19 protein-coding genes are annotated in these 19,183 nt (G+C 55.8%); 10 read left to right on the top strand and 9 right to left on the bottom strand.

The window, feature by feature from the left end:
- Positions 1–105 precede the first annotated feature (105 nt).
- On the top strand, positions 106–981 hold the full coding sequence (locus ACJ8IP_RS05235; protein WP_033650965.1) for a D-hexose-6-phosphate mutarotase: 876 nt from the start codon (positions 106–108) through the stop codon (positions 979–981).
- 94 nt (positions 982–1,075) lie between these two features.
- On the opposite strand, the gene ACJ8IP_RS05240 is transcribed toward ACJ8IP_RS05235, so the two are convergent.
- On the bottom strand, positions 1,076–1,840 hold the full coding sequence (locus tag ACJ8IP_RS05240) for a MipA/OmpV family protein (protein ID WP_033643317.1): 765 nt from the start codon (positions 1,838–1,840) through the stop codon (positions 1,076–1,078).
- Between the two features lie 426 nt (positions 1,841–2,266).
- Between ACJ8IP_RS05240 and yeaG the strand changes: the two genes are divergently transcribed.
- Positions 2,267–4,201: a protein kinase YeaG gene (gene yeaG / locus ACJ8IP_RS05245; RefSeq protein ID WP_016927472.1), complete on the top strand. Its 1,935-nt coding sequence runs from the start codon at positions 2,267–2,269 to the stop codon at positions 4,199–4,201.
- 132 nt (positions 4,202–4,333) lie between these two features.
- A complete protein-coding gene (locus ACJ8IP_RS05250; protein ID WP_033650964.1) occupies positions 4,334–5,599 on the top strand; it encodes a YeaH/YhbH family protein in 1,266 nt (421 codons plus the stop codon).
- 95 nt (positions 5,600–5,694) lie between these two features.
- On the opposite strand, the gene ACJ8IP_RS05255 is transcribed toward ACJ8IP_RS05250, so the two are convergent.
- Genes ACJ8IP_RS05255 through ACJ8IP_RS05265 form a run of 3 tightly spaced genes read right to left on the bottom strand, consistent with a single transcriptional unit; the run spans position 5,695 to position 7,499 of the window.
- Entirely contained in the window at positions 5,695–6,345 is a 651-nt protein-coding gene (locus tag ACJ8IP_RS05255) for an anti-sigma factor (protein WP_033650963.1), read from the bottom strand.
- On the bottom strand, positions 6,342–6,890 hold the full coding sequence (locus tag ACJ8IP_RS05260; RefSeq protein ID WP_033650962.1) for an RNA polymerase sigma factor: 549 nt from the start codon (positions 6,888–6,890) through the stop codon (positions 6,342–6,344). Before ACJ8IP_RS05260 ends, ACJ8IP_RS05255 begins: the two co-directional genes overlap by 4 nt.
- A 45-nt stretch (positions 6,891–6,935) precedes the next feature.
- Positions 6,936–7,499, bottom strand: coding sequence for a fasciclin domain-containing protein (locus ACJ8IP_RS05265; protein ID WP_033650960.1), 564 nt, complete (start codon positions 7,497–7,499; stop codon positions 6,936–6,938).
- A gap of 341 nt (positions 7,500–7,840) precedes the next feature.
- Between ACJ8IP_RS05265 and ACJ8IP_RS05270 the strand changes: the two genes are divergently transcribed.
- Entirely contained in the window at positions 7,841–8,071 is a 231-nt protein-coding gene (locus tag ACJ8IP_RS05270) for a hypothetical protein (RefSeq protein ID WP_033643319.1), read from the top strand.
- 174 nt (positions 8,072–8,245) lie between these two features.
- Here ACJ8IP_RS05270 and ACJ8IP_RS05275 read toward each other — a convergent pair whose 3' ends face one another.
- Positions 8,246–8,935, bottom strand: coding sequence for an alpha/beta hydrolase (locus tag ACJ8IP_RS05275; RefSeq protein ID WP_033643320.1), 690 nt, complete (start codon positions 8,933–8,935; stop codon positions 8,246–8,248).
- An 871-nt stretch (positions 8,936–9,806) separates the two neighbouring features.
- On the opposite strand from ACJ8IP_RS05275, the gene ACJ8IP_RS05280 reads away from it, so the two are divergent.
- A complete protein-coding gene (locus tag ACJ8IP_RS05280) occupies positions 9,807–9,983 on the top strand; it encodes a GhoT/OrtT family toxin (protein WP_033634815.1) in 177 nt (58 codons plus the stop codon).
- 161 nt (positions 9,984–10,144) lie between these two features.
- On the opposite strand, the gene ACJ8IP_RS05285 is transcribed toward ACJ8IP_RS05280, so the two are convergent.
- Complete coding sequence (locus ACJ8IP_RS05285) at positions 10,145–10,441, bottom strand: hypothetical protein (protein WP_099785861.1); 297 nt, start codon at positions 10,439–10,441, stop codon at positions 10,145–10,147.
- Positions 10,442–10,666: 225 nt separating this feature from the next.
- Between ACJ8IP_RS05285 and ACJ8IP_RS05290 the strand changes: the two genes are divergently transcribed.
- The 3 genes from ACJ8IP_RS05290 to ACJ8IP_RS05300 all read left to right on the top strand — a co-directional run bounded on the left by ACJ8IP_RS05290 (position 10,667) and on the right by ACJ8IP_RS05300 (position 13,287).
- Positions 10,667–11,149 (top strand): hypothetical protein, encoded by a 483-nt coding sequence (locus ACJ8IP_RS05290; RefSeq protein WP_442524328.1) that lies wholly within the window; start codon positions 10,667–10,669, stop codon positions 11,147–11,149.
- A 306-nt stretch (positions 11,150–11,455) separates the two neighbouring features.
- Positions 11,456–12,016, top strand: coding sequence for a 3'-5' exonuclease (locus ACJ8IP_RS05295; RefSeq protein ID WP_033643325.1), 561 nt, complete (start codon positions 11,456–11,458; stop codon positions 12,014–12,016).
- A gap of 77 nt (positions 12,017–12,093) precedes the next feature.
- Positions 12,094–13,287, top strand: a complete 1,194-nt coding sequence (locus ACJ8IP_RS05300) for a Bcr/CflA family efflux MFS transporter (protein ID WP_206196482.1) — start codon at positions 12,094–12,096, stop codon at positions 13,285–13,287.
- Positions 13,288–13,295: 8 nt separating this feature from the next.
- On the opposite strand, the gene dadX is transcribed toward ACJ8IP_RS05300, so the two are convergent.
- Positions 13,296–14,369: a catabolic alanine racemase DadX gene (dadX, locus tag ACJ8IP_RS05305; protein WP_033643327.1), complete on the bottom strand. Its 1,074-nt coding sequence runs from the start codon at positions 14,367–14,369 to the stop codon at positions 13,296–13,298.
- 76 nt (positions 14,370–14,445) lie between these two features.
- Positions 14,446–15,750, bottom strand: coding sequence for a D-amino acid dehydrogenase (locus ACJ8IP_RS05310; protein ID WP_033643328.1), 1,305 nt, complete (start codon positions 15,748–15,750; stop codon positions 14,446–14,448).
- Positions 15,751–16,284: 534 nt separating this feature from the next.
- On the opposite strand from ACJ8IP_RS05310, the gene ACJ8IP_RS05315 reads away from it, so the two are divergent.
- The gene (locus ACJ8IP_RS05315) at positions 16,285–16,602 is read left to right on the top strand and encodes an antibiotic biosynthesis monooxygenase family protein (protein WP_033650956.1); all 318 of its coding nucleotides are present in this window, start codon (positions 16,285–16,287) and stop codon (positions 16,600–16,602) included.
- Between the two features lie 46 nt (positions 16,603–16,648).
- On the opposite strand, the gene zinT is transcribed toward ACJ8IP_RS05315, so the two are convergent.
- Positions 16,649–17,299, bottom strand: a complete 651-nt coding sequence (gene zinT / locus ACJ8IP_RS05320; protein WP_273974214.1) for a metal-binding protein ZinT — start codon at positions 17,297–17,299, stop codon at positions 16,649–16,651.
- 298 nt (positions 17,300–17,597) lie between these two features.
- Between zinT and ACJ8IP_RS05325 the strand changes: the two genes are divergently transcribed.
- Entirely contained in the window at positions 17,598–19,133 is a 1,536-nt protein-coding gene (locus tag ACJ8IP_RS05325; RefSeq protein WP_033643331.1) for a SpoVR family protein, read from the top strand.
- The last annotated feature ends 50 nt before the right edge of the window (positions 19,134–19,183 follow it).

Consider the following 19,183-nt stretch of genomic DNA (forward strand, 5'->3'; position numbering starts at 1 on the left):
CACACACTTACCTCAGTCACTGGCTAAGCATGCGCCTGAGGGCCTGGTTGTGACCCGAAAGCTAATAGGGTCCATTTCTATTTCCGGCAAACAATAGGTTATGAAATGAACGAGAAAATTTTCACCCTGCCCGTTTCCGAACAGATTTCTCCTTATATCAGCCAGCGCCAACTCGATGAGCTGGGCGTGGTGGTCGTGTCGCACCCGAAAGTGCGCGCGGCGGTCGCGCTGCAGGGCGCGCATTTGCTGGCCTGGCAGCCTAGCGGTGAGCAGCCGGTGATTTGGCTCAGCAACAACACGCCTTTCGCCAAAGGCAAGGCCATCCGCGGCGGCGTGCCGATCTGTTGGCCGTGGTTCGGCCCGGTGGCGCAACCCTCACACGGGTTCGCCCGCAACCAGCCCTGGAGCCTGACGGCGCACGATGAAGATGACAACGGCGTCATCCTGACCTTTACGCTGAAAGACAATGAGCAGACCCGCAAGCTGTGGCCGCACGCCTTCACGCTGATTGCTCGCTTCAAGCTGGGTGAAGAGTGCGAGATCGAACTGGAATCGCACGGCGATTATCAAGCCACGGCGGCGCTGCACAGCTATTTCCAGGTTGGCGATATCGATCGGGTCAGCGTGGCGGGCCTGGGCGAACCATATATTGATAAGGTGGCGGGCGGCGTCGAAGCGCGTCAGACGGGCGAAGTGACCTTCGTCGGCCAAACCGACCGCGTCTATACCCGTCCGGAGGCCTTCAGCCTGATCCGCGATCCGGCGCTCGCACGCACCATCGAGGTTCATCACCATCATATGAGCGACGTTATCGCCTGGAACCCCGGCGTAGAGCTGTCCTGCAGCATGGGAGACATGCCGAACGACGGTTACAAGACCATGGTCTGCGTTGAGACCGGGCGCGTCAGCAAACCGCTGGTCGCCGCCGGCGAACACCCCGCCCGTTTGGGTGTGACCTTCCGCAGCCGTAAAAAGGCCTGAAACCCCGTGCGCGCCAGCGCACTACGGATGTGCAAAAGGGGCGCTCGCGCCCCTTTTTGATGCACGCCATGCACGCTTATCGTGCAATGCGCGATTAGAAGGTGTAGCTCACACCTGTCATCAGCAAACCGGTGTAAGATTTATCCACCATCGGGCTGTCTTTCACTTCATCTGACAACTTCACATAGCGGCCGAGGAAGAAGGCGTTCCAGCTCTTGTTGATCTGGTAATTGGCGCTCAGCTCGAGATACGGCGCCCAGCTATCGCTCGGGGTGTAACTGTCCAGACCGCTGCGGCGCGATTCATTGGCGCTGACGCCATAGTAATATTTGTTCTGGTTTTTGCTGTTCCACATCACGCCTACGCCCGGAACCAGCGTCAACGCATCCAGATCAAACTTGTACAGATAAGCCACATCGCCCACCAGCCCGTTGCTGTAGTTCAGCGTGTCGCCGGTGAAGGTGGTGCGAATGGTGCCCCACTCTGCGTTGTGTGAATAGGCCAGGCCGGCCATCAGCGTGCCGCGACGCTTGTCGAGACGCTTCATGCGATCGTCGTCGCTGTCGCCCGGACGGTAGCCCCATGGCGTGTAATACCCCATGATGCTCAGCTGATTTTCTTGATCTTTCCACAGGTAGTAACCGGCGGTCAGAGTACGGAAGTAGAAGTCGTCACCTTCATAGTCGATGACGGGCACCGGATAAACGCGATCCTGATAACCGCGATACGGGTCCGGGCTAACCAGCGCGGCAGCACCCAGTGACCAGGTTCCCGCCTGGGCACTTTGCGCACAAACCATTGCGGAAGCGATAATTGCTAGCGTTTTGAGTTTTGAAATCTTCACTGGTTCTTTTTCCATAAATTACAGGGTTAATAGCCGCAATAGTTTATGTGAAAATTTAGTTACGCGCCTAATCTTTACAATAGAAAACGACCAAGATCGAATAACTTATAGCGGAATTATGAATTAATCATGGCGAAACGATGACGATTCATGCCGCAGGCCGCGCCAGACAAGGCATTTGGTTATCCCGGCAATAACTGAGTCATTGATATGACTTAAAAAAAGCTTTTTCTACGGCAGGAAATTTTCCGGCAAGCAAACTAAGCTTAAATCAGAAGGTGAATTTATCCTGGGCCCAGTGGCATACAGCGCAACTCGCGATAATAAGCGCACCAAGTTGGCATACGGGTTGCTGTACTCAGGCGTATTCTCATCTTTCGGGAGCCAGAACACTATCACACGCTCTCTTTAACCTGTGCTAATAACGAAAGGACGGGCATCATGAACATATTTGACCACTATCGCCAGCGCTACGAAGCTGCCAAGGACGAAGAGTTCACACTGCAGGAATTTCTTACCATTTGCCGGCAAGATCGCAGTGCCTATGCCAACGCGGCCGAACGTCTGCTGATGGCTATCGGTGAACCTGTGATGGTCGACACTGCGCTAGAATCACGCCTGTCGCGCCTGTTCTCCAACCGCGTGATCGCACGCTATCCGGCCTTCGAAGAGTTCTACGGCATGGAAGAGGCCATCGAACAGATCGTCTCTTACCTGAAACACGCCGCTCAGGGCCTGGAAGAGAAGAAACAGATCCTTTACCTGCTGGGCCCGGTGGGCGGCGGCAAGTCCTCGCTGGCGGAACGTCTGAAAGCGCTGATGCAGCGCGTGCCCATCTACACCCTCAGCGCCAACGGCGAACGCAGCCCGGTCAACGATCATCCGCTGTGCCTGTTCAATCCGCAGGAAGATGCCACGATCCTGGAAAAAGAGTTCAATATCCCAAGTCGCTATCTCGGCACCATCATGTCGCCGTGGGCGGCGAAGCGCCTGCATGAGTTCGGTGGCGATATCACCAAGTTTAAAGTCGTGAAAGTGCGCCCTTCCATTCTGGAACAGATCGCCATCGCCAAAACCGAGCCGGGCGATGAGAACAACCAGGACATCTCGGCGCTGGTCGGTAAAGTGGACATCCGTAAACTGGAGAACCACGCGCAGAACGACCCGGACGCCTACGGCTATTCCGGCGCCCTGTGCCGCGCCAACCAGGGGATTATGGAATTCGTCGAGATGTTCAAAGCGCCGATCAAGGTGCTGCATCCGCTGCTGACCGCAACCCAGGAAGGCAACTACAACGGCACCGAAGGCATCTCCGCCCTGCCGTTCAGCGGCATTATTCTCGCGCACTCCAACGAATCCGAGTGGGTGACCTTCCGTAACAACAAGAACAACGAAGCGTTCCTCGACCGCGTGTATATCGTCAAGGTGCCTTACTGCCTGCGCGTGTCGGAAGAGATCAAAATTTACGACAAGCTTCTGGATCACAGTGAGCTGACCCATGCGCCCTGCGCGCCGGGCACGCTGGAAACGCTGGCGCGCTTTAGCGTGCTGTCGCGGCTGAAAGAGCCCGAAAACTCGAGCATCTACTCGAAAATGCGCGTGTATGACGGCGAAAGCCTCAAAGATACCGACCCGAAAGCCAAGTCCTATCAGGAATACCGCGACTACGCCGGGGTTGACGAAGGCATGAACGGCCTCTCCACCCGTTTCGCCTTTAAAATCCTCTCGCGGGTATTCAACTTCGATCACGCCGAGGTGGCAGCCAACCCGGTGCACCTGTTCTATGTGCTGGAACAGCAGATCGAGCGCGAACAGTTCCCGCAGGATTTGGCGGAGAAATACCTGGAGCACCTGAAAGGCTATCTGATCCCGAAATACGCCGAGTTTATCGGCAAAGAGATCCAGACCGCCTATCTGGAATCCTACTCGGAATACGGACAAAACATTTTTGACCGCTACGTCACCTATGCCGACTTCTGGATCCAGGATCAGGAGTATCGCGATCCCGACACCGGCCAGCTGTTCGACCGCGAGTCCCTGAACGCCGAACTGGAGAAAATTGAAAAACCGGCCGGCATCAGCAACCCGAAAGATTTCCGCAACGAAATCGTGAACTTCGTGCTGCGCGCCCGCGCCAACAACAACGGCCGCAACCCGAACTGGACCAGCTACGAGAAGCTGCGCACCGTGATCGAGAAAAAGATGTTCTCCAATACCGAAGAACTGTTGCCGGTGATTTCGTTCAACGCCAAAACATCGACGGACGAGCAGAAAAAACACGACGACTTCGTCGATCGCATGATGGAGAAAGGCTATACCCGCAAGCAGGTGCGCCTGCTGTGTGAATGGTATCTGCGGGTCAGAAAATCCTCATAACGCCTCAGGTAAGCGGCATTATCAGGGCCATGTCCACAGTCATGGACGTTGCAGCGCAGCCCACGGAGGGGCTGGCACATTGCGCTGCCGCGGCCGGGACATAAAGAGTTGGCAACGTCGTTTGGGGGAAGTATGGCCTATTTCATTGACCGGCGGCTGAACGGCAAAAACAAGAGCACGGTGAACCGCCAGCGCTTCTTGCGCCGTTACAAGTCGCAAATCAAACAGTCGATTGCCGAAGCCATCAACAAGCGTTCGGTCACCGACGTAGACAGCGGGGAGTCAGTCTCTATCCCCACTGACGATATCAACGAACCGATGTTTCATCAGGGGCGCGGCGGCACGCGCCATCGCGTTCACCCAGGCAATGACCACTTCGTGCAGAACGATCGCGTCGAACGGCCTCAGGGCGGCGCAGGCGGCGGCGGCCAGGGCAACGCCAGCCAGGACGGTGAAGGCCAGGATGAGTTCGTCTTCCAGATATCCAAAGACGAGTACCTCGATCTTTTATTCGAGGATCTCGCCCTGCCCAACCTGAAAAAGAATCAGTACAAGCAGCTGACCGAATACAAAACCCACCGCGCCGGCTACACCGCCAATGGCGTGCCGGCCAACATCAGCGTCGTGCGTTCGCTGCAAAACTCGCTGGCGCGGCGTACCGCCATGACCGCCGGTAAAAGGCGCGCGTTGCACGAACTGGAAGACGCGCTGACCCAGTTGGAAAACACCGAGCCGGTGCAACTGCTGGAAGAAGAGCGGCTGCGCAAAGAGATTGCCGAACTGCGCAAGAAAATCGAAAGCGTGCCGTTTATCGACACCTTCGATCTGCGTTACAAAAACTACGAGCGCCGGCCGGAGCCCTCCAGCCAGGCAGTGATGTTCTGCCTGATGGACGTATCCGGTTCGATGGATCAGGCCACCAAAGACATGGCCAAACGTTTTTACATTCTGCTTTATCTGTTCCTGAGCCGAACCTACAAAAACGTCGAGGTGGTCTATATTCGCCATCACACCCAGGCGAAAGAGGTGGACGAGCAGGAGTTCTTCTATTCGCAGGAAACCGGCGGCACCATCGTCTCCAGCGCATTGAAACTGATGAACGACGTGGTCGAAGAGCGTTACGATCCGGCGCAATGGAATATCTACGCCGCGCAGGCGTCGGACGGGGACAACTGGGCCGACGATTCACCGCTGTGTCACGAGCTGTTGGCGAAGAAGATCCTGCCAATGGTGCGGTACTACAGCTACATCGAAATCACTCGCCGCGCTCACCAAACGCTATGGCGCGAATACGAAGATCTGCAAGCGAAATTCGACAACTTCGCCATGCAGCATATCCGCGAACCGGACGATATTTATCCGGTATTCCGCGAACTGTTCCGCAAACAGACCGCATAATCATAAAAAACGGCCGGAGAATACCTGCCCGGCCGTTTTTATTCTCAACGAATTCAAATGCTATTTCTGCGGAAGGCATCCGCATCCGGCGTCAATCATAGAACCAACTCACCTGAATACAACACGGGGCCGGTCGGTTGCTTGCTCGGTGAGCCGCCTAATGGCTCCAGGCTAATGGCAATCGTTGTTCCTTTAACTAAATCTGCATCTGCCAAATAAAACTGGCTCACGCCTTTCACGTTCACGAGTCCAATTGAAACGGGCTTATGTCCAACGGGGATCAGCCACAGCTCAAGACTTTTTCCATCCGGAATAGCGGCCAAGCCTAAGGGGGTTATACGAACAATTTTTCTTTGACCGTCTGAACTTACGACCCACGTCCCTTGATGCGCTCCGTTCAGGACCACTAACGGTTTCAGCTCTGGCGCACGCCAATAAAACCACGAGCTCAGGCTCAATGCGCCCAATCCCGCAGCAAGCCCCCATGCAATATAGTTTCGCACGCGCCGTCGAGGCGAAGCGTATTGAGGCAGATTTAATTCAATTTTTTTCCAAACGCTTTCAGGGGGCGGTATTGGCGTTATATCGATATCCAACCCCGACAACATATTTTGCCACTTTCCAACCTGGGTCGCCAAAATGCTGTCCGTTTTCAGACGGCGCTCAAAATGCAGCCGGGCATTCCCTCTGAGCGTGCCAAGAGCATATTCTGCAGCCAACATGTCATCACTTTCACGTCTGTTCATAGGCCCAGGCAATCCTTTAGATGTGCTAGCGCCCTGCGGACCCAGCTTTTTACCGTACCAAGCGGTTGCTGCAACCAATCAGCGATATCCGCGTGCGACATCCCTTGATAATATGCCAAAGCAATACTTTGCCGTTGTTCAGACGTCAGATGCTTCAAACAGTCATTTAACTTTTTAGCCAGCTCCCCCTCATCACCCTGGCTTTCATTTTCCGACTGAGGGATTTGATCGCTATATTCTTCTTCCAGTCCGATATGGCGTCCATGCCGGCTACGCAATCCATCTATACATCGGTTCCTTATAATGTGAGTAAGCCATGTCATAGGCGAACTCAAGGTCGGATCATAATCTCCGGCACGCTGCCACACGGCAAGAAAGCCGTCGACCAGAACCTCTTCCGCCCACTGGCGATTACGTAACATGCGCAGCGCAATGGCGAATAAACTTGCGGATGTCGATCTGTACAAGCGTTCAAATGCTCGGCGATCGCCATTAGCGATCGCCTTTAAGCACATTACCTGGTTTTCTTTCAACGAGTGATCCATACCATCCCTAAAGCGGTTAAGCTTTGCCCACTCCGAGTATAGGCCTTACTTGGGCATTAGCACGGTATCAATAACGTCGATTACACCGTTTTGCTGCCGCACATCATAGGTGCTGATGTTGGCGACGTCGCCTTTAGCATCTTTGATCTGAATATTATGCGGGCCATTATTCATAAACCATAGCGACTGACCGTTGACGGTTTTGAGTTCCGCCCGTCCGCCGCCCTGCTCAATTTTTCTTTCCAGCGCCCGCATGTCGTAGTTCCCAGCCACAACGTGGTAGGTTAATACACTGCTTAACAGCGCTTTATTTTCGGGTTTTAACAGATTTTCAACGGTGCCGGCCGGTAATTTGGCGAATGCGGCATTCGTCGGCGCAAAAACAGTATAAGGACCTTTGCCTTGTAAAGTATCAACCAAGCCGGCGGCCTTAACGGCCGCGACCAACGTTGTGTGATCTTTTGAGTTCAGCGCATTTTGCACAATGTTTTTTGAGGGGTACATCGCCGCGCCGCCAACCATTACGGATGACGTGTCCCCACTCGCCGCATAAGTGGCGACGCCGAAAAGTAATGAGCCGGTAACCAGAGTAACGATAAGTGTTTTCATGATGAAGTCCTCTCCGTAAGCTGAGCGTAAGTGTTGCTCATTCCTGATATACGTATGAGGTTCTCCAAGTGGATGCACGGGTCGAAAAAAATAATGTAGAGAGAACGAACGCTGTGACAGACAAATAAGCACGCCGTGATGGCCGCCCGTTTCCGCTCTTTCTTATGAGGTTATTCCTAAACCTTCACATCCTCCCTCATGCGTCTTGATGGGAATATTCCCATTCAGTTATCGTTAACACACGCATCGGGTTCTACCCTAAGCGAAATTTGACTCATTTTATTTCTATGGCTTCTCAGCCCGCTTCGGCGGGCAATTTACCTGTCAGCAGGTTAGACACCATGATCGATTACACCCTCTATGGCCTCAACAAGAATGATGTTGATGAATACCATAAGCAAATCTGCTGCCTGCTCGGCAAAAGCGTGCTGCTGGTGCTCATCGCCAACAAACCGATCACCAAACAGAATCTGCTGGCCAGTCTTATTCAGGAAGTTGAACAACAGCACGACGAGTATTTTCAAAAATTGCATCGCGCGGCAATAGAAATGATCGGCGTTAACGGGCGCTAGATCGATATGCGCAAGGCGGAAATCTACGCCATTATTGCCGCCGCAGTGGTGTTGATTATGCTGTTAATAATGAACTCCGGCAGCGATATCAGCGCTTATCCCTAATGCGAAGCGAAGCCCGCCTTTGCCGCAAGGTGTCTCTTTTTTGGCCCGAAGCGCGTTTCTGCCCGGGTTTTATTTTGAACCGGCCGCTTCGTCAATCAATCCCGCCACGTCATCGGCATGGGAAACCAGCGAGGCATGACTGGCCTTCAGCACCATTACTTTCTTAGCCTGCAGCCGCTGCGCCATACGCCGTTGGTTCTCCGGCGCTATCATGCGGTCGTCGCTGGAGAGTTGATACCACGACGGTTTATGTTTCCAGGCGGGCTCACCGAGGGGGTTGCCGAAGGTATCGGCCAATGGCGCCTTCTGCGTCGCCGCCATCACCAGAGCCTCGTCGGCGGTAAGATCCTGGCAAAAGCTTTCGTGAAACTTGTCGTTCTTGATCCACAGATAACCGTCGCTGTCCGGAATCAGATTCGCGACTGCCGCAGGAGGATGCGCTTGCGTAATGCCACCGGGGCTTTCACCGGCATCCGGCGCAAACGCGGCAATGTAGACCAGGCCGACCACGTTAGGCTGGTTGCCCATTTCCGTGATCACCGCGCCACCGTAAGAGTGCCCCACCAACAATACCGGTCCCGCTTGCTGCGCGACCATCTTGCGCGCCCGTTCCGCATCCTCAGCCAGTGAGGTCAGCGGCATTTCCACCGCATGAATCGCCGAATAGCCCCTGCGCGACAACTCGATAATCACCTTACTCCAGTGCGCGGCGCCGCCCCAGAATCCGTGCACCAGCACGATGGTTGGTTTTGTGCTCATTGCCGACCTCTTCATCTCATTTGGAGGCGCTGTAGACTGATCAACAGCCGCCCTACAGGGACGCGCCTTGCAGCCGGCGACGTCGCGCGATCTCCATTTATATAGTTAGCACTGCGGTATTCGGCAATAGCTACGACGGGTTAAGGCGCTCGGTTTACAGGCATCGTCATGACTTGCCGAGGCAGCGTACGCCGTGGCGGCAGTGCAAAAAACGGGATTAAAACTAGGATTTTTACCCATAGCGATCTAAAATCCCACGCAAAAACAAAGACAAGTAAATTTGGTTCATCGGGAAAAGGAATGAAGTTGTGAAGGAAATGATCTCCATCGTATTGATGACATGCCTGCTGGCGCTGCTGTTTTCGTGGCTGTTCGTCTACGGTCTTAACATTCATTAAACCTACAGCAACACCAAACCCCCCTTCCTGGCTGACCGGCAGCGCATCCGGACAATGCGCTAAAAACCCCTCTCCCCGCATGTTTCTATCCCATCATTCGCCCGTCGACAGCTAAAAAGAATCCAAAGCTCGCCGGCGCAACGCGATCTCGCCTTCGTCTGCCTGCCCACTAAAACATAAATAATATTTATGAGTGATAACCTCGTCGCGTTTCCGGACGTCTGAATGACTATTTTCCTTCTTCACACCGTTCCCGCCTGAAATCAGGCTGACAATCTCAAAATGTTACCGGTAACTATGTTGTTGATTTCTTTTCGTAATAAGCATAAAGCCGTTAATAACCTTACATTCTTTATAGAAATAAATTATGCATTCTTATGGATAAAGGCATGAATTAACGGCCTTCGGTCATTGATTATCGCCCGCCAAGCTCCTAAAATTCGCGCGTAAAAATACAACTGGGATCGAGTTTCATGTCGTCGCTGTGGGTTGCAACGCAATACTGTTATTTTATTGGTCTGTTAGTTTCAATGATTTTCACCTACCTGGTAAGCAGGGACACCGTCAAAATTCGTTGCATCAGCGCGCTGACCATCGGGTTAACCTGGCCGTTGAGTCTGCCTGTCGTCTTGCTGTTTTCGCTGTTCTAACGCCCTAACCGGCTGTGCCGCCACGGATGCTTTTAAACAGCCGTGCTAATGTAATGGGTCGGCCAACGACGCTGCCCCCTCACCGGCGAAACAAGTGACGATACGGCGCATTGTTAAATGAAAGGCCATTTCCCCGCGTAATGTTTTACTTGGGGGGTAGACTATTCGCCGCGCCGCGATCGCCAACGGCGGTACAGCCGCCCCACGCCCCATACCATCAGCCATAGTAAAATATTCCCCCCCAACCAAAGCATCAGCAGGTAGAGGAAAGTCTGATAACCGGGTATGCCCCGATCGGCGAAGAACGGATTAAAGTGCAAAAATTTGACGATCGCGAAGGGATTAAGATTGAAACGGGTGAAGACGCAGGCGGTCAGCACAGGCGGCAACAGGATGTAAAACGCCAGGGTGAATATTAGCAGCAGCCTGGTGCCATGCGTGTTTTTATAATCTTTCATATCAGCGTATTGCTTGCTTCATCTCAGTGCGAGAATCGCCTGGCGATCGCTCGCCAATCGACCCTGCGGGCCAAAAATAGTTCCGCGCAAACGCGGGAATAAAGCCGGTTCAGCGTTTAATTCTCATTTAGCGCTCGGGTGATATATACCCTGTGGATTATAAATTACGATGCCGACGCGCCGCCTTCAACTGCAGCGTTTGCGTGGCGTCATCAGGAGGCCCTAATGAAACCGGACGCACTCTCCCTGCCGCCGAGCGCCAAAAAACTCAAAGTGATCTACGGCTGGTATATTTACGTGATCTATATCCTGCTGGTTTTCAACATTTACATGGCGGTCTACAACGTCTGCGTTCGGCATCCGATCGAAGCCCCGCTGCTATCGCTGTTTCACAGCCTGTTTCTCGCGCTGACGTTGCAACAGGTGCTCAAGAAAAACGTCGTTTTCGCCTGGATCTTGTTGGGCTATTTTATTCTGATGCGCCTGTATTACGCCAATGTGCTGCACATTGAGTTCACGCTGGTGAGCCGTGGCCTGGTGCTGCTGATTCTGACGCTGCTGCTGACCGGCACCGTGGCCGTCGGGCAGCTGGCCACGCCGCCACAGCGGCATGACTGGCTGGCTCGCCTAGGCTGGCGGCAATGGACGACGCTCGCGGCGCTGGCGGCGATCCTGACCCCGCTGATCACCACCGATTACCTCGGCTAAACGCGGTGCTATCTGGGGATATGGGGCTCTGAAATGTCTACGATGCGGCATATTTTGGTGTAGTTGCCTGCCTTCTCACAGATCTTGTCCGTGACGAACACGCTAAGGTAGCCCAGCAGCAGCAAGTAGCCAACCATGCACAAAATAAAGATAAGCGTTCTCACCGATAGCGACCAACCTGACAAGAGTATCTCCAGCATCATAACCTGAACGAGGCGCTTTAAAAGGATTTCATGTGCGCACTGGCCGCATCGTCGCACGTTCTGTAGTAACATTAAGCCACCACGCCAACCACCGGAAACGCCGATGCACCATCTGATGTTAGACATTGAAACCCTGGATATAAAACCCAGCGCCGTGATTTTGGTGGTCGCGGCGGTGTTTTTCGATCCCCGCACCGGCGAACTCGGCGCCGAATTCGAGGCCGCCGTCAGCAGCCAGAAAGATCAGCCGGGACGAACCATAAGCCTGGACACGGTTGCCTGGTGGGCGAAACAATCCGATGAAGCGCGCAAGCTGGCCTTCGGCGGCACCGAGAGCCTCAAGCGCGTGCTGAGCAGTCTCAGCCGTTTTATCCATATGAACAGCACCGATACGGTAAAGGTCTGGGGCAACGGTAAAGAGTTCGACTGCGCGATCCTCGAACACGCCTTCCAGCAGTTGGAGATGCCCTGTCCGTGGAAATTCTGGGATACCCAGGATGTGCGCACGGTGATCACGCTGGCGGAACTGCACGGCTTTAACCCGAAAAAGACCCGTCCGTTCGAAGGCATGCCGCATCGCGCGTTGGATGACGCTCGCCATCAGGCCCGTTATGTGGCCGATACCGTCTCGGCGCTTTATCTCCGCCCGGGAGCGCAGCGCTGACCCGCTTTGCCCCTTTTCATTTGCCGCCAGAATCTCTACTCTAGCCCTCTTTGTCACTCGGACGTGCCTTTCCTGCTATGCAAAAGTTCCTGTTTCTGCTTCTCAGCCTGGTGCTGCTCGGCCCATTGGGCATCGATCTCTATCTGCCCACCATTCCCGCCATCGCCGTAGGTCTGGGCAGCAGTGAAGCGCTGATCCAATCCACCATTTCGCTGTTTATTCTGGTGCTCGGCCTCGGTCAAATCATCGCCGGTCCGTTGGTGGATAACTATGGCCGCAAACCGGTGGCGCTGGCCGGCATTATTCTCTACACGATCGGCGCGGCAATGGCGGCGCTGGCCACCAGCCCGACGATCTTCATCGCGTCGCGCCTGTTGCAAGGGGTAGCGGTCTGTTGCACCGCCGTCGTCGCCTTCAGCGGCGTGCGCGATCGGCTGAATGGCGACGACGCCGCCCGCGCCTTCGGCTTTCTCAACGGCACGCTGAACATCATCCCGGCATTGGCGCCGCTGCTCGGCGGCCTGCTCGCCGAAGCCTTCGGCTGGCGCGCGCCCTTTTGGTTCCTGGCCAGTTACGCGCTGCTGGTGTTGGTGCTCATCGCGCTGCGCCTGCCGGAAACTCGCCCCGCCGACACCGTGCCGGTCAAAGGGCTGCCGGTGCGCCAATACGCGCGCATCCTCAGCGAACGGCGTTTCCTCTCTTTCGCGGTGGTGAACTCCGGGGCGATGGGCATGGCGCTGACCTACGTTTCTCTGGCGCCTAACGTGCTGATGGGCACCGCGGGCCTGACTCCGCTGCAATTCTCGTTGGTGTTCGGCGCCAACGGCTTCTGGATCATGTTGGTCAGCTTCTTCGCTAACCGCATCATCCACAAAGTCGGCCGCCCGGTTTGTCTGGCGACCGGCGGCATTTTGATGGGGTTGGGCTGCCTGGGCCTGCTGCTGGGCGTCATGTGGCTTCCCGCGGCGGCGCAAGCGCACTGGCTGGCGTATATGCTGCCGGTCGCCAGCGCCTGCGCCGGGTTGGCGTTCGTGATGGGCCCGGCCACCAGCTATGCGCTGGAACCGTACTCCAATGAGGCCGGCGTCGCGTCCGCACTGGTCGGTTTCGTACAGATGGCCGGGGGCGCCGCGCTGGGGCTGCTGGCGATGGCGCTGCCGCTGCAACCGAAGCTGTCGCTGGCTTTGGTCATGCTGGCGGGCTGCCTGCTGGCGCTGCACGCGCGGCGGCTCAGCAAGCAGATTAAAGGACAGATCAGAAAAGTCGCCTGAGCCGCGGCTCAGGCTTCGGTAACAACCGGCACGCGCGCCGCCAACGCCGACAACAGTTCATAGCCTAACGTCCCTGCCGCCGTGGCCACCTCGTCCACCGGCAGGCGTTTTCCCCACAGCTCCACCTCGGCGCCCAGTTCAACGTGGGGACAGGGCGTCAAATCCACCGCCAGCATATCCATCGATACCGTTCCCAGGGTGCGCGTCAACACGCCATCGACCCATACCGGCGTTCCGGTCGGCGCATGACGCGGATAGCCGTCGGCATAACCGCAGGCCACCACGCCGATACGCTGCGCGCCGGCGGCGCTGTAACGGCCGCCGTAGCCCACGCGATCGCCAGACTTCAACTGCTGAATGCCGATGATCTCGCTGCTCAGCGTCATCGCCGGCTGCAACCCCGTCGATGCGATATCGTTCCAGCACCCGCTCGGCGAAGCGCCATAGAGAATGATCCCAGGGCGCACCCAGCTGCCGTGGGTCGCAGGATGCCACAGCGTAGCGGCCGAGTTGGCCAGGCAACGCGGCAGCGGTACATCGGCCGCCGCCGCCTCGATGGTGGCCATCTGTTGAGTTACGCCTTCCGGCCCGTCGGCGGTGGCAAAGTGACTCATCAGCGTAAGCTCGGCAATATTGGCGACAGCCTGCGCCCTGCGCCACACCTCATGCAGGCGCTCGGGCGCAAACCCCAGCCGATTCATGCCGCTGTTCACTTTCAGATAGACATCAAGCGGCGCACTCAGCTTCGCGTCGGCGATCGCCGCCAGTTGCCAGTCGCTGTGCACCGCCGTCGTCAGGCGATAACGATCGAGCAAGGCCAGATCCTGCCGCTGGAAGAAGCCTTCCAACAACAGGATAGGCCCCTGCCAACCGGACTCGCGCAGCAACACCGCTTCGGCCAGATCCAGCATGGCGAAGCCGTCGGTGTGCGCCATGCTGCGCCAAACGTGTTTGATGCCGTGGCCATAGGCGTTGGCCTTGACCACCGCCCAGACTTTGGCGCCGGGGGCGAAACGGCGCACCACCTGCAGATTGTTTTCAATTGCGCCGAGATGCATCGTGGCGGTTATCGGACGGGGCATCGCTTCTCCTTGGGCCAGCGTACAGCGGCCACGCGCGCCTGCGCGTGGCCGAAAAAGTCTATGACAGCGTCGACGACTAACGTGCGGGATGCACGTCGTTCAGCGGAACCGCGTGTTGCTGGCGAAATCCGGCGCTGTAACGCGCCACCGCCAGGTCATCGGAAGGGATTGCCGGCGTAATGCCGGACATCAGATCGGACAACAACTGCCCGGAACCGCAGGCCATGGTCCAGCCGAGCGTGCCATGCCCGGTGTTGAGGTACAGGTTTTTTAACGAGGTGCGGCCGACGATCGGCGTGCCGTCCGGCGTCATCGGGCGCAGGCCGGTCCAGAACGTCGCGTCTTCCACTCTGCCGCCGTTCGGGTAGAGATCGCGCACCACCATCTCCAGCGTTTCTCGCCGCTTTTGCTCCAGCTGAGTATTGAAACCGACGATCTCCGCCATGCCGCCGACGCGAATGCGCTGGTCGAAGCGCGTGATGGCGATTTTATACGTCTCATCCAGTACCGTAGAGAATGGCGCCGCCGCCTCATCGACGATAGGGATCGTCAGCGAATAGCCCTTGAGCGGGTAAACCGGAATAGACACCAGGCCGCGCAGCAGCGCCGTGGAGTACGAACCGAACGCCACCACATAGCTATCGGCTTTGAACACTTCCTCGCCGCACTGTACGCCGGCGATCTTGTCCCCCTCCACCAACAGACGGTCGACGCTGCGGTTGAACAGGAAGGTCACGCCCGCCTGCTCAGCCATCTTCGCCAACTGTTGCGTAAACAGTTGGCAATCGCCGGTTTCGTCGTTCGGCAACTGCAGGCCGCCGGTCAGCTTGTGCGCCACCTGCGCCAGCGCCGGCTCAACGCTGCCGAGTTGGCCGGCCTCCAGCAATCGGTAAGGCACCCCGGCATCTTCCAATACCGCAATATCTTTCGCGGCGTTTTCGAACTGTTGTTGGGTGCGGAACAGCTGCAGCGTGCCGCCCTGACGGCCTTCGTACTGGATGCCGGTTTCCTGCCGCAGCGCCTTGATGCAGTCGCGGCTGTATTCCGCCAGGCGCACCATGCGGCCTTTGTTGGTCATGTAGTGTTCGGTGTTGCAGTTTTTCAGCATCTGCCACATCCAGTTCAGCTGGAAGCTGCTGCCGTCGAGACGGATCGCCAGCGGCGCATGGCGTTGGAACATCCACTTAATGGCCTTCAGCGGCACGCCCGGCGCCGCCCAGGGAGCGGCATAGCCCGGTGAAATCTGCCCGGCGTTCGCCGCGCTGGTTTCCAGTGCCGGGCCGGGCTGACGATCGATCACCGTCACCTCATGCCCAGCCTTCGCCAAATACCAGGCACTGGCTACGCCCACCACTCCACTACCTAAAATTACCACTCGCATCGCTGACTCCAGCCCAAGGCTTCACAAAGCACAATCTTCTGCTAACAGGAAATTAACTCAGTGAAAAAATCCGTCCAACAACTTCATCATCAAACGTGACAATATTCACAATTAATTTATCGTCGATGGCCCGCGCATTTGCAATAGCCGCCAGAAAATAGCGATAAGATACGGTTTAAGGGGGTTTATGGCGCGAGGTCACCCCTGATTCGCTAGCATTGCTATCATTGACGGCATGGAAAATTGGCGTGATAAGCAACATGGATTTAACAGAATATAAAAATATCAGTTAACACAACAATAGAATAAAAAACCACAAAATCAAAAAATACCAAAACAACTGGCAAATAACGACACCACCCGCTGCAGCAGAAAAATCGCGTAAATTTTCAGCCCTTAATAGCCTTATTTTTACTGTTGGAATAAAGCGGCGTTCACTGTGGCGCCATCTTGTTTTCGCTGCAGCACGATATGAACGTTCAAGCCCCCAGCCTCGCCCAGAGTTCATACTGTCGCTATTCAGGAGAACCTCGCATGTTCATCGCTCTCTATCAGTTCTCAGTCAAAACCGGACACGAACACGCTTTTCGCCAGGCCTGGCTTGAATTGACACAGGGCATCTATCAGCAACGCGGCAGCCTGGGCTCGCGCCTGCATCGGGAGATGAACGGCAAATATATCGGCTATGCGCAGTGGCCAAGCCGCTCGGCATGGGAAAACGCCGGTGATATTCAGCTGGATGAACGGTACCGAGCGGCTCGGGATCGCATGCGCGCCACTTTATTGGCGGATGAAACGCTATTTGAAATGGACGTCACGGACGATTACCTGCAAATCAGGCCGTTCGACTGACCACAAGCCCACGCGTGCGGGCTTGTGGTGGCAGAAGAGAGAAGCATCAATGATGCAGCATCTCGTCCACGACTTCTTTGGTCTGCAACTGGAACGGGTAGTAGGTCGGCCAGTTATCCATCTCTTTCAGCAACGCCTCCTGCGACGTGTTGCCCATAAAGATATGGAAATGCGCCGATTTGCGCGGCCCGATAATGTGATCGCTGAACTGTACGAATTTCGGCGCCTGGCTGTCGGCATCCTGGCACTCGAACAGATAACGCACGCCTTTCTTACCGGAGACATACGTCAGGATCTTATGCCCGGCGTACTTGTACTGACAGGCGCTGGATTGGTCGCCACGGTGAAATTCCATGACACCGTTCTCAATGCCAATGGTATCCACATCGGTAGCGTAACCTTGGCGGTAATACGCCTTCACCTCTGCGAAGGTTTTGCTCTTATCCTGCGCCGCTTTCTTCTTGAACACCGGGTCAAGATCCCCATTGATCAGATACGGATACACGGATTGCCATACGCCCTCCCAATCAGCCAGGTCGCGATCTTTGACGTCCTTATCGTCGAACACGCCTCCCTCCGCCTTTTTTTCCACTTCCGTCAGCGGCTTGCCATGTGAATGATGCCCGTGAGCCAACGTTTGCCCACTGATGAACAGCGCCGCCAGCGCCACTGCCAATTTGCCCAAATGCCTCGTCAAAACGCGCTCCTTGTCCGTTGTTGAGAAAAACGAAAAGTTACAATATAACATAACAATTTTCAATCCCTGTCGCACAGCAGGCAATGTGTTGCACGCCCCTGCCGCAGGGCTATACTCGGAGAAGATGCGCGGTGTTGCACCGCCTTCTGCCGGGACGGGCGCCGGATCGACCGCCGTTCGCCCCTTTGCGTACCGGCATTTTTATTTCACTGATTTGCAATGGTTAATTATGACTTGAACTATGCTTGTTACAGGGTCTGCCGTTTGAGCAAGGCCCGTGAATAATGAGGGTGCGCTGATGACTACTTCAACACATGACAAGGTTAAGGATGATAAACGTCTGAGCGATGGACCGGACTGGACGTTCGAACTGCTGCAGGTGTATTTGGAGCAGATCGACCGCGTCGCCAAGCATTACCGGCTCGACACCTACCCCCATCAGATCGAGGTGATCACCTCAGAACAGATGATGGACGCCTATTCGAGCGTCGGCATGCCGATCAACTATACCCATTGGTCCTTCGGCAAAAAATTCATCGAAACCGAGCAGCGCTACAAACAGGGCCAGCAAGGGCTGGCGTATGAAATCGTCATCAACTCCAATCCCTGCATCGCCTACCTGATGGAGGAGAACACCATCACCATGCAGGCGCTGGTGATGGCGCACGCCTGCTATGGCCACAACTCGTTCTTCAAGAATAACTACCTGTTCCGCAGTTGGACCGACGCCAGCTCCATCGTCGATTACCTGCTGTTTGCTCGCCACTACATCAGCCAGTGCGAAGAACGCTACGGCGTCGAAGAAGTGGAACGGCTGCTGGACTCCTGCCATGCGCTGATGAACTACGGGGTCGACAGGTACAAACGCCCGCAAAAAATCTCTTTGGTGGAAGAAAAAGCGCGCCAGAAAAGCCGCGAAGAGTATCTGCAAAGCCAGGTGAATACGCTGTGGAAGACCCTGCCACGCGTCGAGCGCGAAGAGTCGCCTGAGCAGGCGCGCCGATATCCGAGCGAACCGCAGGAAAATATCCTCTATTTTATCGAGAAGAATGCGCCGCTGCTGGAACCGTGGCAGCGTGAGGTGCTGCGCATCGTGCGCAAAGTCAGCCAATATTTCTACCCGCAAAAACAGACCCAGGTAATGAACGAGGGGTGGGCGACCTTCTGGCACTACACCATCCTTAACCATCTTTACGACGAAGGCCGGGTGACCGAGCGGTTCATGCTGGAGTTTTTGCACAGCCACACCAACGTGGTTTATCAGCCGCCGTACAACAGCCCATACTATAACGGCATCAACCCCTACGCGCTGGGCTTCGCCATGTTCCAGGACATCAAGCGCATCTGCCAATCGCCGACCGAGGAAGATCGCTACTGGTTCCCGGACATCGCCGGTAAAGACTGGTTGGACACGTTGCACTTCGCCATGCGCGACTTTAAGGATGAGAGCTTTATCAGCCAGTTCCTGTCGCCCAAAGTGATGCGCGACTTCCGCTTGTTTACCGTGCTGGACGACGATCGCAACAACTACCTGGAAATTGCCGCGATCCATAACGAAGCGGGCTACCGGGCAATCCGCCAGGAGCTGTCGGCTCAATACAATCTGAGCAACCACGAGCCGAACATTCAGATCTGGAACGTAGACCTGCGCGGCGATCGTTCGCTGACGCTGCGCTATATCCCGCAAGAGCGCGCGCCGCTCGATAAGAGCCGCCGCGACGTGTTGAAGCACCTGCATCGCCTGTGGGGCTTCGACGTGATCCTCGAGCAGCAAAACGAAGACGGCAGCGTGGAATTGCTCGACCGCTGCCCGCCGCGGCCTACGCCGCTGTAACCGCCATAACGACAAAGGGCGCCAACACGGCGCCCTAATTATGTCATTCG

This window comes from Serratia sp. CY52157 (assembly GCF_052168495.1).
In the GTDB taxonomy this organism is placed as follows: Bacteria; Pseudomonadota; Gammaproteobacteria; order Enterobacterales; family Enterobacteriaceae; genus Serratia; species Serratia ureilytica.